Origin of the sequence: Autumnicola psychrophila (assembly GCF_031846645.1) — a bacterium.
GTDB lineage: Bacteria > Bacteroidota > Bacteroidia > Flavobacteriales > Flavobacteriaceae > Autumnicola > Autumnicola psychrophila.
In genome coordinates, this window is sequence record NZ_JAVRHN010000018.1 from 1 (window position 1) to 16739 (window position 16739).

Sequence of the window (16739 nt, forward strand, 5' to 3'; positions counted from 1 at the left end):
GCTTTTCACTCACCACTTTCCGCGTTTTTGTTATTTATAATTGTCATTTTGAGCACAAGACCTGGAGCAGAAAGACTTCAAATTTCAGAATTTGATAATTAGAATAAGTGAACTTCCACTCTTCACTTTCCACGTTTTGTTATCGACAATTGCCATTTTGAACACAAGATCTGAAACAGAAGGAATTCAAATTTTAGAATTTAAAATTCAAAATAGAATGTTGCTTTCCACTTTTTAATATTTTAAACAACAAACAACAAACAACAAACAACAAACAACAAACAACAAACAACAAACAACTGAAGAAACTACCAGCTTCCACCGGCACCGCCGCCGCCGAAGCCACCGCCTCCAAAACCACCTCCAAAGCCGCCGCCGCCTCCAAAGCCGCCACCGCCTCCTCCGCCACCAAAGGTGCCACGACCCAGGGAGCTCAAAATTACAGCATCAAAAAGGGTGCTGCGTCCGCTTCTGCGTCCACCATTTCTGCCTCCACCGTTTTTTCTGGTTATTGAGATAAGGATGATGATAAAGATGATAAAAAAGATGATCGTTCTTATTGGAGTTCCTTCAGAAGCTCCACGATTCTGCGGAACTCCTTCAAAATTACCATTCAGGACCTGGAAAACAGCTGTCGTGCCTTTATCCAGTCCGGAATAATAATCGCTGTTACGAAATTCGGGTAAAATTACATTCTCAATAATAGCTTTGGTATTAGCATCGGTAAGATATTCTTCAAGGCCATAACCTGTGGTGATCCAAACCTTTCGGTCTTCTTCAGCGACAAGAATTAGAAGTCCGTTATCCTTATCGCTCTGCCCAACTCCCCACTCATGGGCCCAGTGTGTCGCATAAGTTCCTGCATATTCTCCTTCAAGAGAATTGATGGTAACCACAACAATTTGAGTAGAAGTGGTATCTGCGTAGTTTACAAGTTTCTGCTCCAGCTGGCTTTCTTCAGAAGAAGAAAAGAGATCGGCTTCGTCGTAAACGCTCGTTTCTTCAGAAGGTTTTGGTGGTATATCCCGCTGTGCAAGACTTATGCCGGTAAAAGCAAGTAAAAGTAATAGGGTTAGGCTTAGCTTTTTTGTAGATATGAGCATTTATCCTTTTGAAATTTTGTCGGAAAGTTCATTTACATCACTCTCCTTATACGGGAAATGTTTCTGAAGTTCGTCACCGGCCTTTAATATTCCGTCGATTAATCCCTGTTTGAATTTTCCTTGTTTAAATTGGGCTACGATAGCATCTTTTGTGCTTTCCCAAAAATCGTTAGGAACTACATTGTTAATTCCCTTATCACCATAGATTACAAAGTTACGGTCTTCTACAGCAACATAGATTAGTACGCCGTTGTCCTGCTTGGTATTATCCATCTTCAGCATGTGGAAAACTTCCATCGCGCGATCGAAAATATCCATTTCTCCGGTAGATTTTTCCAGGTGGACACGTATTTCGCCTGAAGTATTTTTTTCGGAAGTTCTTATTGCTTCTACGATTTCCTCTTCTTCAGCTTTCGTCAAAAATTCTTCAGTCTTACTCATATTTTAAAATTCAAATTCTACATCGGGTGCATTTTCTGCTCCGGCCTCGGCCTCAAAAGGCGGCTTTCTTTCAAATCCAAACATTCCTGCAAAAATATTGTTCGGAAATTTTCTAATGTAGGTGTTGTATCCCTGTACCGATTCGTTGTATCGCGTTCTTGCTACGCTTATACGGTTTTCTGTTCCTTCCAGCTGCGATTGTAATTGCAGGAAATTCTGGTTTGCTCTCAATTCAGGGTAACGCTCTACAGTGACTAATAAACGTGATAATGCTGAAGATACTTCGCCTTGCGCTTCCTGGAACTGCTGTATTTGTTGCGGGTCAAGATTGTTTGCATCTACGTTTATAGAGGTGGCGCGGGATCGGGCTTCAATAACATCGGTTAAAGTTCCACGCTCAAAATCGGCTGCTCCCCTTACGGTGCTCACCAGGTTTGGAATAAGATCACTTCTTCTTTGATAAGAAGTTTCTACATCTGCCCAGGTTCGGGTCACGTTTTCTTCCAGTTCTACCGCGGTGTTATTTACGCCTGCTGTAAGGCTGTAAATTATTATTCCCAGAACAACGATTACAATTGTCGGGATGAGCCATTTTTTCATAATTATAACTGATTTTTAATATTTACTAGAGTAGCTTTTATGCCCTCTAACTTACGAATAATTTCAAAATTGGTAAGGGTTTGGTGCTTTTCTTCTTTAAGATGGGTTTTGGCACCTTCCAGCGTAAATCCACGCTCTTTTACAAGGTGAAAGATAAGTTCCAGGTTTTTAATGTCTTCCTGTGTGAACTTCCTGTTACCCTTGGCATTTTTCTTAGGTTTAATTACATCAAATTCTTTCTCCCAGAACCGGATAAGCGAAGTATTTACTTTAAATGCTTCGGCAACTTCACCTATACTGTAGTAGCGTTTTTCCGGAAGATCTATATGCATTAGTCGAGGGATTGGTTTTCTTGTTGTGCTTTTTCAAGAATTTCGTCAAATTCTTCCGGAGAAAGATTTCCGTAGTAAAAGTTGATGGGATTTATCCTGTCTTCATCTTTAAAAATCTCATAATGAAGGTGGGGAGCTTCAGATCTTCCGGTGCTTCCCACAAAACCAATAACGTCTCCTCGTTTCACAGTTTGTCCACGTCGCACATTATACTTGTACAAATGGCCGTAAAGACTGGTGTAGCCGTAGCCATGGTCTATTCTAATATGATTTCCGTAGCCTGTAGAGCGATTATCGGCACGGGTAACCCTGCCATCGCCGGTAGCATAAACAGGAGTGCCACGGGGAGCAGTAAAGTCCATGCCGTAATGGAATTTCTTAACCTTGGTGAAGGGATCTGTTCTCCAGCCATAACCGGAAGCTATCCTCTTAAGGTCTTCGTTTTTCACAGGTTGTATTGCTGGGACCGATGCTAATAAATCTCCTTTTTCTTTGGCAAGCTCTGCAAGTTCATCTAAAGATTTTGACTGTACCACGATTTGCTTTGTGAGAACATCCATTCTCTTTGTAGTTTCAATAATTAATTTAGAATTATCGAAACCTTCAAGTTCCCTGTACCTGTTAATTCCGCCAAAACCTGCTTTTCGCTGTTCTTCAGGAATTGGATTAGCTTCAAAGTACAATCTATAGATGTTGTTATCCCTGTCTTCAATATTTGCCAGAACATCCTGAACCTGGTTCATTTTCTTATTCAGAAGACCATACTGCAGTTTCATGTTCTGCAATTCGCGTTTTAATGCTTTTTCTTTGGGTGTTTCAATCTGCGGAATATTAAGGTAGATCACCAGCAGGATAAAACCTGCCAGGAAAGAGCCGAGTACACTCAGCATTATAATTCCTATACGGCGTCCCTTGCGGCGCTCGATTTTTTTATAGGAAAGTGTCTCGCTATCGTAATAGTATTTAACCTTCGACATGAGCTAAATTTGTGCTATTTTTGCCATTCAGTACTGCGCATTATTGTGCATAATTAAACGGTAAACGAACAAATATAAGAATTGTTTCATCGCCGTCATAATTTTGTAAAATTTAGAATAGAAGAGCTTCATGAAATCGCAAGATATCCGAAACCAATTCCTCGAATTTTTTAAAAGCAAATCCCATTCCATTGTTTCTTCGGCGCCCATGGTCATAAAAGATGATCCTACGCTGATGTTTACGAATGCAGGGATGAACCAGTTTAAAGAATTCTTTTTAGGAAATTCAGAACCTAAGAATTCCCGGGTTACCGACACTCAAAAATGTTTGAGGGTTAGTGGTAAACATAATGACCTGGAAGAGGTTGGGCATGATACATACCATCATACGATGTTTGAGATGCTCGGAAACTGGAGTTTTGGAGATTACTTTAAGAAAGAAGCGATTCACTGGGCCTGGGAATTACTTACTGAAGTCTACAAAATTAACCCTGAAAATCTTTACGTTTCTGTTTTTGAAGGAAGTAAAGATAATGACAAACTGGAGCTGGATTCTGAAGCTTTAGAACTATGGAAAGCCATTGTGCCTGAAGAGCGGATTATTTACGGAAATAAGAGAGACAATTTTTGGGAAATGGGCGACCAGGGACCTTGTGGACCTTGTTCTGAAATTCATATCGACATTCGTTCTGATGAAGAAAAAGCGAAAGTATCCGGAAGGGAACTCGTGAATGCCGACCATCCCCAGGTTGTGGAAATCTGGAACCTTGTTTTTATGCAGTACAACCGCAAAGCTGACGGTTCTCTTGAAGAGTTGCCGGCAAAACATATCGATACCGGGATGGGCTTTGAGCGTTTGTGTATGGTGTTGCAGGGGAAACAATCCAATTATGAAACCGATGTCTTTACTCCGCTAATCCGGGAGATCGAAACGGTTACCAATAAAAAGTATGACACCTCCGAAAAGGCAAATATCGCTATCAGGGTAATTGCAGATCATGTGAGAGCAGTAACTTTTTCTATTGCAGACGGGCAGTTGCCAAGCAATACCGGGGCCGGCTATGTGATAAGGAGGATTCTAAGAAGGGCAATCCGCTACGGATTCACGTTTTTAGATACCAAAGAACCTTTTATATATAAGCTGGTTGAGACTTTGAGCCGACAAATGGGAGAGACTTTTCCAGAGCTTAAATCTCAAAAGCAACTTTGTGAAAATGTTATCAGGGAAGAAGAAATCTCATTTCTTAGAACCCTGGATCAGGGATTAGTTTTGTTGGAGAATATTATTGAAGAAGCTGAAGGGAAGAAAATTTCAGGAAAAAAAGCTTTTGAGCTTTACGATACTTATGGATTTCCGATAGATTTAACTGCGCTTATTCTTAGAGAGCGTGGTTACGATTTAGATGAAAAAGAATTTGAAGCTGAATTAAAAAAGCAAAAAGACCGTTCCCGTGCCGCGACACAGGTCACCGCCGGAGATTGGACAGAATTAAATTCCGTAGAAAAGGAGGCTTTTATTGGTTATGATCATTTGGAGTCAGAGGTGAAAATTGCCAAATATCGAAAGGTAGAAAATAAAAAGCAGGGTGAGTTATATCAGATTGTACTGAATAAAACTCCGTTTTATCCCGAAGGTGGAGGACAGGTTGGTGACAAAGGCTATCTGGAAGCAGAAAACGGAGATGTAGTCTACATTACCGATACAAAAAAGGAAAATAATCAGATTATCCATTTTTCAAAATCCCTTCCCAAAGATCCTGAAGCAACTTTCAATGCAGTTGTAGATGCAAATCAGAGGGCAAGAACAGCTGCAAATCATACAGCTACTCACTTGTTGCACCAGGCGTTACGAAAGATTATTGGGGAGCATGTGGAACAGAAAGGATCTATGGTGCACAGTGGTTATTTGAGGTTTGATTTTTCTCATTTTAGTAAAGTATCCAAAGAACAACTGGAGGAGGTTGAGGCTTTTGTGAATGCGCGTATCAGGGAAAACCATGAGCTTAACGAGCAACGGAATATCGCTTACCAGGATGCCTTAGATCAGGGAGCGATCGCGCTTTTTGGAGAAAAATACGGAGATTCTGTGAGGGCCATTCGCTTTGGGGAATCCATGGAGCTCTGTGGCGGAATCCACGTAAAGAATACTTCAGATATCTGGTACTTTAAAATTGTAAGTGAAGGTGCAGTAGCTTCGGGAATCCGAAGGATTGAAGCAATTACCGGCGATGCTGTAAAAGATTATTTTGCTGAACAGGATAAAACATTGGGCGAGGTGAAATCCCTTCTGAAGAATGCAAAAGATCCCGCAAAATCAATAAGTAGCCTGCAGGATGAAAATTCAGAATTAAAGAAACAGGTGGAAATTCTGCTGAAGGGTAAGGCGAAATCTTTAAAAGCTGATCTTAAAAATGAAATTACAGCGATTAATGGCATCAATTTTCTTGCAAAACTAGTGGATCTTGATGCCGGCGGAATTAAAGACCTGGCATTTCAGCTGGATAATGAAATGGAAAACCTGTTTCTTGTTTTTGGAACAGAACAGAACGGGAAAGCCTTACTTTCCTGCTATATTTCAAAAAATCTGGTTTCCGAAAAAGATCTGAATGCAGGAATTATTGTTCGTGAACTTGGTAAGTATATCCAGGGCGGCGGCGGCGGTCAACCGTTTTTCGCCACTGCAGGAGGTAAAAACCCTGCCGGATTAAACGATGCTTTGCAGAAAGCGAAAGAGTACATAAAATAAACTGCTGTATTTTAAGAATTGATGGAGAGGAACGACATGGAGTTTAGGACGAAAATACCAATTGCCAATCAGGAACCTAAGATAGATTACAACTCTAAAATTTTTATGCTTGGCTCCTGTTTCGTGGACAATATTGGCGGGAAACTGGATTACTACAAGTTTCAGAATTACCGGAATCCTTTCGGAATTTTATTTCATCCTGCTGCGATAGAGAATTTTCTGGAGCGAGTGGTTTTGGGATATAAGTACAAAGATGAGGATGTGTTTTTCCATCAGGGGAGGTGGCATAGCTTTGACGCCCACAGCGAATTAAGCAATTCCAACAAGAAGAATTTGCTAAGGGATCTTAATTCCGCAATAAGAAAATCGGGTAAATTTCTAAAATCTGCCACACATGTGGTGATTACCCTTGGTACTGCATGGGGTTACCGTCACGACCAGCAGGATAGAACTGTGGCGAACTGCCATAAAGTTCCACAGAAGGAATTTCAGAAAGAACTTATGATGGTGGATGATATTCGACAGAGTTTGCTGAAGATCCTTTCTTACATTCACATGATCAATTCCAAAGTCTCTGTTATTTTCAATATTTCTCCGGTAAGACACCTTAAAGATGGTTTTACCGAAACCCAGTGGAGCAAATCCAATCTTGTGGCCGCCCTTCAGCAATGTTTGGGAGAATTCAGGCAAAATGAGGAATGGAAGAAGACGCTTTCTTACTTTCCGTCGTATGAAATTATGATGGATGAATTAAGAGATTACAGGTTCTATGCAGAGGATATGATCCATCCAAATGGCACAGCGGTAGATTATATCTGGAAGCGGTTTGATGAGGTTTGGATAGCGCAAGATACTAACGCGACCAAAAAAGAAATAGAAAAGATACAGAGAGCCCTTAATCATCGTCCCTTCAATAGCAAATCCAAAGAGCATCAAAAGTTTAGAGATCAGCTTAAGGAGAGGATAAATAAACTGGAATCTCAATTTCCCCATATCAGGTTTGCCCGATACAAATAATCAGGACAATCAATTTAGTAACGTTAGTAACGATAAATTAGCTCTAATAAAATTGAGTTCTCACAATAATTTGTACATTTATTTCACACATTTTAATTGTTAATTTGTCTAAAGCGAGGATGTGAGTCCTTTTTTTTGTGAAGTACAATTGAAATTTGTAATCTAAAATTTGTTGGGGTAAATTTTAGAATTTTAAAAGCTAATGGACGGGTGGGGCCGTCCATTGGCATTTTTACTAACGAACACTTTCTCGTTAAGCCTTTATATATAGTGCATTCTGTTAATCCTACTCTTTAAATCCTGAATTTTTGTAACTTGTTATAAAGGTTATACTATGAAGAAAATATTGCTTGGAGCACTCCTGGTGATCCTTGCTTTTTTTGGTTATCATTATTTTGAAAATCAGAGAACTGAGCGGGAAAATCTGGAAGAGAGTTCTTTACTTATTCAGGAGCAGATAAGAAATGTAGGAAAATTAGTGGTAACTGAAGGTTCCTTTTCGCAGGTATATTCTTACAAAGATTCCAGGAAATTCTATCTTGATGTACTTTCTGCAAGAAAGAAAGCGCTCATAGTGGTTAATGCAGAAGTTTCTGTGGCTTATGATTTGAGCAAGCTTGAAATAAAGGTCGATGAAAAGAATAAAACGGTAAATATTCTAAATATTCCGGAAGAGGAAATCACTATTAATCCAGACATCAAATATTATGATGTTACCCAGGATTATCTTAACCAGTTTGATGCTTCAGATTATAATACAATCAGGGAAAGGATCAATAAATCCCTGCAAAAGAAAGTTGACAATTCAAATTTGAAATCGAACGCCAAAAACAGGCTCGTAAGCGAATTGCAGAAGATTTATATCCTTACAAATTCTATGGGATGGACTTTGACTTATAACGAAATCCTTATTGAAGATTCGGAAGAATTTGGAGAAATAAAAATGTAGCTCCTATTTTACAAGGGATGCATTCACAAGTTCAATTCCATCTTCTATTAAATGTGAGATTTTAGGTCGTTTGCTTTTCAAGGCAGTTAAATGGTCTAATACTTTTTTTGCCAGTTTTCGATCCATATAGACAGCCAGCTCATAAATTTCAACTGAAAGCAGCCAGTCCTTGGGATGATCCTTCTTAACAATATCAAATGCTGCAGAAAGAGAGAACATTGTATTTTTTCCTTCCCTGATATTCCTTACAGATTCATAGAGATTTTCCAGTTCTTCTTTTTCCGGATTTTTTGCACTTTTTATCGTAGTTGAAGAGGTTTTGTGGGTTATCAGGTCAAAAGAATATACATCGGCAGGTCCTGCAAAAGCGGAAACCACTTCTTTACCAACCGCCATATCATATTTTCCCAATTCGGGTTTAAAGAGGATGCGATCGGCGTAGCGTACCGTGCAATTTCTGAAGCTAATAAGGATAATCTTACCCTGAAGATTTCTGGTGCCGGTGATTATTTCACCATTTACAACAATCCCTCCTTCAAATTCAAGATTTACATCTTCCCCTTCATAAATATTATAAGCTTTTAAATCCCGGGGGCTCATATCTTCAATGGCGAGATTTATTCCCTTAAGCTTTCCTATGGGCGAACCAAATCCGTCAAAATGATTTGCGGTGCCATGGCCTACCAGTTCTTTTTCTCTATAAGAAAGGGCTGTTTTTCCTGAAGTACTTACGTAGACAGGTTTTCCTTCTTCGGAAATAACCTCAGAAAAATCTCCGGAGATCTGAATACCCGTGCTCAACTCGATCGTGCCGAGGTTCTTTGAATCTATTAATTTCTGAATGCCTTTCAGGCCTCCCGTTCGCAGTGCCATTTTGTTGGCGAACTCCTCCAAAACCTGACTCAAATGTGCAAAATCCGGGGTGACGTACAATTGCGGCTGCGGTTTGGTGATATCAAATTCCTGTTCTACAGCAGCTATGGTATATGGCAGTTTTTTCACATTATCGGTCATACACCAGGTACTTTCCCCAATCGAAGATAAAAGTCCGGCGCCGTAAATTTTCGGGTTTTCCAAAGTTCCAATAAGTCCGTATTCTACCGTCCACCAGTGTAGATTCCTGATCTTTGCCATTTCACTGGTCTCTCCCAAATTATTCTGCAGGTAATCCACTTTTTCCTGGGCAGCTTCAATTTCTTCTTCAGAAATCCCTTCAGCCTCTTTTAAAATGGAAAGATGCCGTATAGCTTCGTACATCTCATAATCCTTTGAGCTGGAAATGGCTTTACAGCCAATTTCACCAAACCTTCTAAGATATTCAGCGTATTCAGGATTGGCAATTATGGGAGCGTGCCCCGCACCTTCGTGAATAATGTCAGGAGCGGGGGTATATTCTATGTTTTCCAGTTGTCGTATATCACTGGCAATTACCAACACATTATACGCCTGAAATTCCATAAATGCAGCTGGCGGAATAAAACCATCTACAGCAACGGCTGCCCAGCCTATTTCCTGAAGAATACGGTTCATTCCGTACATATTCGGGATATGTTCTATTGAAATACCAGTCTTCTCCAGGCCTTCGAGGTATGAAGAATGTGCTACTTTGCTGAGATAACTTACGTTTTTACGCATCACATAGCGCCACACTGCCTGGTTTATAGAAGTGTATTCCTCATAATTCTGTGGTTTTATGTACTGCCGGAGATGCGCGGGTAGGCGGTCCAGTATTTCGTTAGATTGTATTTTTTCCAACATAATTAGTCGAATGGGTACGATTAAAGATACAAAAATCAGATTGTCAAAGTTATGTAGTACAGGGGGATTACTGATATAAAAAAAGCCCCTAAAAAAGAGGCTTTTAATCATATATCCTGAGCAATGACTACTGTTCTGCTCCGGGAGGATATTTTTCCAGGATCTTTGAAACAATTTCATTTATTCTCTCCTGCTTTCTTTCAACCTTCTCAGCAAGAGCGGCGGTTCCCATTCCCTGCCATACAAGTTCTTTAGATTCAGCATCAATTAGATCGAGATACAAAGTTCCTTCGCTGGTTCGGTTTACTGTGTTATAACCACTTCCCCAGTACCACGGGCTCCATCCCCAGCCGTAACCCCAGCCCGGCATCATGTTATTTTGATAAACATTAATATTCTCGTTGGTTTTTGTGAAGATGCTCACTAAAAGATCAGGATTGTCAGATTTTGTAAATCCTTTTGCGGTCATTTCCTGTTCAATTGCTCTTAGTATTCTTTTCTTGTCCAGGTCAGAAATCTCTGCTCGATCAATCCCTGGCTTAAAAAAGGCAAATGTGTTATAAGAATTAAAATTTGCTTCGCGATCATAATCCGAAGCTACGCGTACAGTACTGCAGGAAGTAAGCAAAACTGTAAAAAGCAACAGGAACGGTGTAAATTTAAGGATTTTCATAGGTGTATAGTTTTGATAATATGTTCTTACTCTAACTTTGTAGCGAAAATTTACTGCTATTCAGCTCTGTGAGGTACCTTCCTTCAGGAGAAAGTAAAGCAACAAAAGCTTTTCGCTCCTTAAAACAGGCTCAACAATCGTGCCGATTCAAAAGCTTTTATTTCTATAAGGTACGTTCTGAAGATCTTAATCCTGTCGGTTGGTTTTTTTGTTGTAACCATACGGGCAGTGGCGGCAGCCGCTTTCACAACAATAACCTCTTTTTAGGTGGTACTGTTCTGTAAAACACTTATATCCTTCGGGCGTTAGGTAGTAATCGCCCTCTTCCAACGGAATTTTTTTCTTAAAAAAACTCATAGCACAAAAATACAATTCTTATCTTGAAAGTATGATTCTGGTCGTGAACAAATATTTGCCCGGCAAAGGTTTTAATGGCGTTAGTCTCTGGCCGTTTGTGATTGTAAAGTATGCATGGCTTAAAGACGACCGGCTTTTTATAAATCACGAACGCATCCATTTGCGGCAACAACTGGAGCTGCTCCTGGTTTTCTTCTATATCTGGTACTTTGCGGAATTTCTTATTGGTTTACTGAAGTACAAAAGCACCTATAAAGCCTACAGGAATATAAGTTTTGAACGGGAGGCTTATAAAATGGAAAGTGACTCGCAGTATTTAAACCGAAGAAGATTCTGGGCTTTTCTAAATTATCTGTAACATTCATTGCTTTACATCCCCGGCTTTTTGATCTTTGTACAATGACCGACTTTTTTAATACTGAAGAAGCTGCTGTTCCGAACCAGTTTATCGGAAAATTTTCGGCTAAGAATATTTCAGTGTATTTAAAACGTGAAGATCTTTTACATCCTGAAGTCTCCGGAAATAAGTTCAGGAAACTGAAGTATAATATTCAGGAAGCAATCGTGCAGGGAAAGCCGAAAATTGTCACTTTTGGAGGTGCGTTTTCCAACCATATCGCCGCCACAGCTGCAGCCGGAAAATTGGCAAATATCGGCACTTTGGGGGTAATTCGCGGAGAAGAACTTGCTGTAGATTTGCCGAAAACATTAAAATTTAACCCTACGCTTCGGTTTGCCAGCTCCTGCGGAATGAAATTGAAATTCATTTCCCGAGAGGAGTACAGAAATAAGGAAAATCCGGACTTTCTTGAAGCTTTAAGGCAGGAAGTGGGCGATTTTTATCTCGTTCCGGAAGGTGGAACCAATCAATTTGCCATAAAAGGATGCGAAGAGATCCTTCAGCCTGAAGATAATGCCTTCAATTACATTTGTACTTCAGTGGGAACGGGAGGTACTGTTTCCGGAATAATAAATTCATCTTCTGAAGATCAAAAAGTGGTCGGATTTTCAGCATTAAAGGGAGATTTTCTTACTTCCGAAGTAAAAAAGCTAACGAAGGCCGATAATTGGCAAATTTTGACCGACTTCCATTTTGGTGGCTATGCAAAGGTGAACCGGGAACTAATTGATTTTATTAATAATTTCAGAAAAACATATCATATTCAGCTTGATCCCGTTTATACAAGCAAATTACTTTTTGGTATTTTTGCAATGATTGAAAATGGCTATTTTCCTGATAATGCTAAAATTTTGGCCATCCATACAGGTGGACTCCAGGGAATTGATGGAATGAACAGGCATTTAGCGAAAAGGAATTTACCTCTAATTGAAGATTGATATGAAGATAAACCGGATTCTCTTACTGTTTGTACTGAGTATTTTTATCTATTCCTGCGGAAGCAGGAAAAAAGTGCCGGGAAAAAGCGGTTCCGAAAGGGAAGTAGTGGTGCAGGGAGATGCAAAACGACATATTCCGGAAGGAACTTCAGCGCCTATGGGACATGCAGAAAGTGTAGAACAATATATTGCCATGTTTGGGCCAATCGCCCAGGAAGAAATGCAACTTTATAAAATTCCTGCCAGTATAACCCTTGCGCAGGGCATTTTGGAATCGGGAGCAGGAAAAGGCAGGCTGTCCAGAAATGCAAATAATCATTTTGGTATTAAATGTCATGGCTGGAACGGCGACAAAATTTATCATGATGATGATGCCCGGCAGGAATGCTTCAGAAAATACAATCATCCTAAATATTCATATCGGGATCATTCGCTTTTTCTGGCGGAAAGACGACGTTATGCCGAATTATTTGAACTTGATATCGATGATTACAAAGGCTGGGCAAGAGGTTTGAAGAGAGCTGGTTATGCCACAGATCGAAAATATCCGAATAAGCTGATCGATCTAATTGAAAGATATCAGCTTTACCGCTTTGATGAAGAAGTACTGGGAAAACCGTCCGGAACTTACGCAGATGTTTCTGATGAAAGGGCAAATACCACCTATATTGTTAAAAAAGGGGATACCTTATATTCTATAGCAAAGCGCTATAGCACTACGGTCGCAGAATTGCAGCGATCTAACGACCTGGATGGTACCACTATTTCCATAGGTCAGTTATTGTACATTAATTAATCACAGAATTCCATATTTATGATTTATAAAAGAAGCAGCGAATTATTCGCTTCAGCTCAAAAAGTAATTCCCGGAGGAGTAAATTCTCCTGTTCGCGCCTTTAAAGCGGTGGGCGGAGATCCTATTTTTATAAAAGAAGCAAAGGGAGCCTATATTTATGATGAAGATGGCAATGAGCTTATCGATTATATTAATTCCTGGGGGCCGCTTATTTTAGGACATGCGCATCAACCGGTTATTGATGCACTAATTGAGAGGGCTAAAAAAGGAACTTCCTTTGGAACTCCAACCGAGCTGGAAACCAAAATAGCCGAACTGGCGGTAAAAATGGTTCCGAATATTGATAAAATAAGAATGGTAAATTCTGGAACAGAGGCTTGTATGAGTGCCGTACGGCTTGCCCGCGGCTTCTCCGGAAAAGAAAAAATCATCAAATTTTCAGGTTGTTATCACGGGCATAGCGATAGCTTTTTAATACAGGCGGGAAGCGGCGCCATTACTTTTGGAACACCAAATAGTCCCGGTGTTACTGAAGGGACTGCAAAAGATACTTTGCTTGCCACTTTTAACAATCTGGAAAGCGTACAGCAGTTAATTGACGCTAATAAAGATGAAATTGCCTGTTTGATCATCGAACCTGTCCCGGGAAATATGGGCTGTATTCCGCCTAAAGATGGATTTTTGGAAGGACTTAGAGAGCTTTGTGATGCCAATGATATTCTGCTGATTTTTGATGAAGTAATGTCGGGATTCCGGCTGGCACAGGGCGGAGTTCAGGAAAGACTTGGAGTAAATGCCGATATTGTATGTTTTGGGAAGGTGATTGGCGGCGGACTACCAGTGGGCGCTTTTGCAGCACGAAACGAAATTATGGATTACCTGGCACCGGTTGGGCCGGTTTACCAGGCAGGAACGCTGAGTGGGAATCCGCTTGCAATGGCAGCCGGTTTGGCAATGCTTCAGGAGTTGCATGATAATCGGGGCATCTACAAAAGTATAGACGAGAAAACGGAATATCTACATAAAGGAATAGAAAAAGCTTTAAAAGAAAATAATGTTCCGCATACGATTAACAGGATTGGTTCGATGATTTCGGTTCATTTTTCTGAAGAACCTGTGGTCGATTTTGCTTCCGCAGCTGCCGCGGCATCGAATGGAAAGTTTAATACATTTTTCCACGGATTGCTGGAAAACGGGATTTACATAGCGCCGAGTGCTTTTGAAACCTGGTTTATTAGCGAAGCCCTGTCTTATGAAGATCTGGATAAAACCATTGCCGCAGTAGAAAAAGTCGCGAAAGATCTTTAATATTCGGATTTATTGTCACTATAATTTATAATCCCCGGAAGACTTCTTTCGGGGTTTTTTGTTGAAAATTGGCATTTAAGAACATGGTCCGAAATGGCAATTTTCGGGTTCAAAGAATGGTAAAATGTGCTCTTTTACTTCTTTTTATCACTGAATCCTTTCTTACGGACATGTTTCTCTGTTTCCGAATTTAATTCAGCTCCAAGAAGTATGATAAAGCTGGTAAGAAAAAGCCACATAAGAAGTACCACTACAGCAGAGATAGAGCCGTAAACTTCACCGTAACTTCCGAAGTTGCTTACGTAATACGAAAAGCCCCAGGAGGCGACCAGCCATAAAAATGTAGCTAAAAGAGCTCCCGGCAACACCCATTTAAAAGCGGGAGTTGTTCGGGGAGGTGCGTATTTGTATACCAGGGAGAGAAAGAAAACTACGATGCCCGCCAATAGCAACCAACGTCCCCAACCAATTAATGTTTCAATTCCTGAAGGAAGCCCCAGCATATCTACAACGACAGGATAAGCAACAATAAGTGCCATACTAATTATCACAAGAATAACGGCTCCTAAAGTGAACAGCAGTGCAAGTGCGTTCTCTTTAATAAAACCGCGAGGTTCTTCTGTCCCGTAAGCAATATCTACCCCTATAAACAAAGATTTTGTGCCTTTATTGGCACTCCATAAACTAAAAAGAATACCCAGTGCTGTTCCCCATCCAAGGGTTTGTCCTGATGTGGACATAAAATTCTCTATCTGGCTTTCCAGTATACCAAAGGCTTCCTGGGGCATCATGCCCGATAATTGCGACAATTGATTTTGTATTTGCTCGGGGCTAACCGCGAGTCCGTAAATGGAGATGAGCGATAGGATTGCAGGAAAAACGGCAAGAAATGCATAAAAAGCAACACCGGCAGATACGATCGAAACATTGTCTTCGGCAATTTGATCTTTTACATTAAGAACAATATCTTTCCATCCCGAGCCTTTTATTTTTGTTGGTGATTTTACTCCTTTAATTTCTCTAACGTGCTCAGACATGTCTACTTTTTTCCTATTTTACGTCAAATTACAGGAAAGAGGCTGGTTATCAAAAGCCTTTAAAGGTACTTTAACTTTAGTTGAAATTATTTCCAGTCACTATTATGTTTGGATTGCAGAGGAGTAATCTACATTTTGGAAATATGATTTGCGAGATATTTGGCATCTTTTTCTATTCCGCCGAGTGTTGCAGAGCCGCGGGTGTAGAGCCAGGGCAGCCCTATAAAATAGAGTCCGTTAATGTTGCTCACTCCGCGATAGTGTTGAGGATATCCGTTTTCTGTAAGTTCAAGTCCTTCAATCCACTCAAAATTGGGACGATAACCCGTTGCCCAGACAATATTTTTTAAGTCGGTTATTTCTTTATTTTGAGTAAAGACAGTTTTTCCTTCAGCATCTTTAACCTTCCCCACAAGGTTTACATTTTCCCGGCGCAGGATTTCCTTTACGTCGGTTCCAATAATTGGCTGCCTGGATGTGCTTAATTTTTTTCCTATCCATGAATCTTTACTGAAGCCAAGGATTCCGGTTTTTTTGAGCCACCAGAATAATGTTTTTCCCAGGATTTCCTGCGGAAGGAGTCTCACGTTGCTTGTTCCGGAAAAATATACACTATTTCTTCGCTGAGATATTTCGTCCAGGATCTGAAAACCCGAATCTCCCGCACCAACCACCATCGTTTTTCCCTTCTGAAGTTGACCCGGGTTTTTATAGTAATTACTATGAACCTGAAAAATTTCGGGATCAATTTTTTCAGAAAACTGTGGAATGTAAGGTATATGAAAAGGTCCGGTGCCAATTATTACATTTTTCGCCTTTAAATCCCCTTGAGAAGTCTTCAGAAGAAAATGTTCTTCTTTACAGTTTATTTTTTCTACTAGCGTATTAAACTGAACAGGGAAATTAAATTTTTTTACGTAAGCCTCAAAATATTCGGCGACCTCGTCTTTGGAAGGGTAATGACCTTTAGGTGCCGGAAAATCTAAACCGGGAAGATTGTTAAATTCCGAAGGTGTAAAAAGGGTGAGCGAATCCCAGCGATTGCGCCAGGAAGCACCTATGGCACTTTCTTTATCTACCAGAAGAAATTTTTTATTCAGTTTTTTTAAGAAGTAAGCCATGGACAAACCTGCCTGTGCGGCTCCAACAACTATAAAATCCAGCATTTTCTGAGTTTTTTCAAAAGTAGGATTTTATTAATTACTGCTGAATTTTTTCAACTTAATGAATTTAGACTGGATGTCTAAAATGTAATTATCATAAATTATGCTGCAATTTGGCTAAGTAGAACAAATATTTCAGAGACT

Annotated in this window: 18 protein-coding genes; 7 read left to right on the forward strand and 11 right to left on the reverse strand. The window is 40.1% G+C overall.

Going from position 1 to position 16739, the window contains the following annotated elements; all coding sequences use genetic code 11:
• Window positions 1–308: 308 nt before the first annotated feature.
• Genes RM541_RS16975 through RM541_RS16995 form a run of 5 tightly spaced genes read right to left on the reverse strand, consistent with a single transcriptional unit; the run spans window position 309 to window position 3453 of the window.
• On the reverse strand, window positions 309–1103 hold the full coding sequence (locus tag RM541_RS16975) for a TPM domain-containing protein (RefSeq protein WP_311501326.1): 795 nt from the start codon (window positions 1101–1103) through the stop codon (window positions 309–311).
• On the reverse strand, window positions 1104–1544 hold the full coding sequence (locus RM541_RS16980; RefSeq protein WP_311501327.1) for a TPM domain-containing protein: 441 nt from the start codon (window positions 1542–1544) through the stop codon (window positions 1104–1106).
• Window positions 1545–1547: 3 nt separating this feature from the next.
• Window positions 1548–2144 (reverse strand): LemA family protein, encoded by a 597-nt coding sequence (locus RM541_RS16985; RefSeq protein WP_311501328.1) that lies wholly within the window; start codon window positions 2142–2144, stop codon window positions 1548–1550.
• A 2-nt stretch (window positions 2145–2146) separates the two neighbouring features.
• Window positions 2147–2476 (reverse strand): MerR family transcriptional regulator, encoded by a 330-nt coding sequence (locus RM541_RS16990; RefSeq protein WP_311494038.1) that lies wholly within the window; start codon window positions 2474–2476, stop codon window positions 2147–2149.
• Window positions 2476–3453, reverse strand: a complete 978-nt coding sequence (locus RM541_RS16995) for a M23 family metallopeptidase (RefSeq protein WP_311501329.1) — start codon at window positions 3451–3453, stop codon at window positions 2476–2478. Before RM541_RS16995 ends, RM541_RS16990 begins: the two co-directional genes overlap by 1 nt.
• 130 nt (window positions 3454–3583) lie before the next feature.
• On the opposite strand from RM541_RS16995, the gene alaS reads away from it, so the two are divergent.
• The 3 genes from alaS to RM541_RS17010 all read left to right on the forward strand — a co-directional run bounded on the left by alaS (window position 3584) and on the right by RM541_RS17010 (window position 8165).
• On the forward strand, window positions 3584–6199 hold the full coding sequence (alaS, locus tag RM541_RS17000) for an alanine--tRNA ligase (RefSeq protein ID WP_311501330.1): 2616 nt from the start codon (window positions 3584–3586) through the stop codon (window positions 6197–6199).
• Between the two features lie 21 nt (window positions 6200–6220).
• A complete protein-coding gene (locus tag RM541_RS17005) occupies window positions 6221–7216 on the forward strand; it encodes a GSCFA domain-containing protein (protein ID WP_311501331.1) in 996 nt (331 codons plus the stop codon).
• Window positions 7217–7550: 334 nt separating this feature from the next.
• A complete protein-coding gene (locus RM541_RS17010) occupies window positions 7551–8165 on the forward strand; it encodes a DUF4230 domain-containing protein (protein WP_311501332.1) in 615 nt (204 codons plus the stop codon).
• 3 nt (window positions 8166–8168) lie between these two features.
• Here RM541_RS17010 and RM541_RS17015 read toward each other — a convergent pair whose 3' ends face one another.
• The 4 genes from RM541_RS17015 to RM541_RS17030 all read right to left on the reverse strand — a co-directional run bounded on the left by RM541_RS17015 (window position 8169) and on the right by RM541_RS17030 (window position 10953).
• On the reverse strand, window positions 8169–9923 hold the full coding sequence (locus RM541_RS17015) for an aromatic amino acid hydroxylase (protein WP_311501333.1): 1755 nt from the start codon (window positions 9921–9923) through the stop codon (window positions 8169–8171).
• A 127-nt stretch (window positions 9924–10050) separates the two neighbouring features.
• Window positions 10051–10596 (reverse strand): DUF4136 domain-containing protein, encoded by a 546-nt coding sequence (locus tag RM541_RS17020; RefSeq protein WP_311501334.1) that lies wholly within the window; start codon window positions 10594–10596, stop codon window positions 10051–10053.
• Window positions 10597–10715: 119 nt separating this feature from the next.
• Window positions 10716–10844: a hypothetical protein gene (locus RM541_RS17025; protein ID WP_311501364.1), complete on the reverse strand. Its 129-nt coding sequence runs from the start codon at window positions 10842–10844 to the stop codon at window positions 10716–10718.
• Entirely contained in the window at window positions 10783–10953 is a 171-nt protein-coding gene (locus tag RM541_RS17030; RefSeq protein ID WP_311501335.1) for a C1orf53 family protein, read from the reverse strand. Before RM541_RS17030 ends, RM541_RS17025 begins: the two co-directional genes overlap by 62 nt.
• A gap of 43 nt (window positions 10954–10996) precedes the next feature.
• Between RM541_RS17030 and RM541_RS17035 the strand changes: the two genes are divergently transcribed.
• From RM541_RS17035 to hemL, 4 genes are read left to right on the forward strand one after another with little or no spacing between them, the layout of a single operon-like run.
• Window positions 10997–11311: a hypothetical protein gene (locus tag RM541_RS17035; RefSeq protein WP_311501336.1), complete on the forward strand. Its 315-nt coding sequence runs from the start codon at window positions 10997–10999 to the stop codon at window positions 11309–11311.
• Between the two features lie 41 nt (window positions 11312–11352).
• The gene (locus tag RM541_RS17040; protein WP_311501337.1) at window positions 11353–12291 is read left to right on the forward strand and encodes a 1-aminocyclopropane-1-carboxylate deaminase/D-cysteine desulfhydrase; all 939 of its coding nucleotides are present in this window, start codon (window positions 11353–11355) and stop codon (window positions 12289–12291) included.
• Between the two features lies 1 nt (window position 12292).
• Window positions 12293–13087 (forward strand): glucosaminidase domain-containing protein, encoded by a 795-nt coding sequence (locus RM541_RS17045; protein ID WP_311501338.1) that lies wholly within the window; start codon window positions 12293–12295, stop codon window positions 13085–13087.
• 18 nt (window positions 13088–13105) lie between these two features.
• Complete coding sequence (gene hemL / locus RM541_RS17050) at window positions 13106–14395, forward strand: glutamate-1-semialdehyde 2,1-aminomutase (protein ID WP_311501339.1); 1290 nt, start codon at window positions 13106–13108, stop codon at window positions 14393–14395.
• Window positions 14396–14529: 134 nt separating this feature from the next.
• Here the strand turns inward: hemL and RM541_RS17055 are convergent, their stop codons facing one another.
• Window positions 14530–15432, reverse strand: a complete 903-nt coding sequence (locus RM541_RS17055) for a YihY/virulence factor BrkB family protein (protein ID WP_311501340.1) — start codon at window positions 15430–15432, stop codon at window positions 14530–14532.
• A gap of 128 nt (window positions 15433–15560) precedes the next feature.
• Entirely contained in the window at window positions 15561–16598 is a 1038-nt protein-coding gene (locus tag RM541_RS17060; RefSeq protein WP_311501341.1) for a flavin-containing monooxygenase, read from the reverse strand.
• Window positions 16599–16739 lie beyond the last annotated feature (141 nt).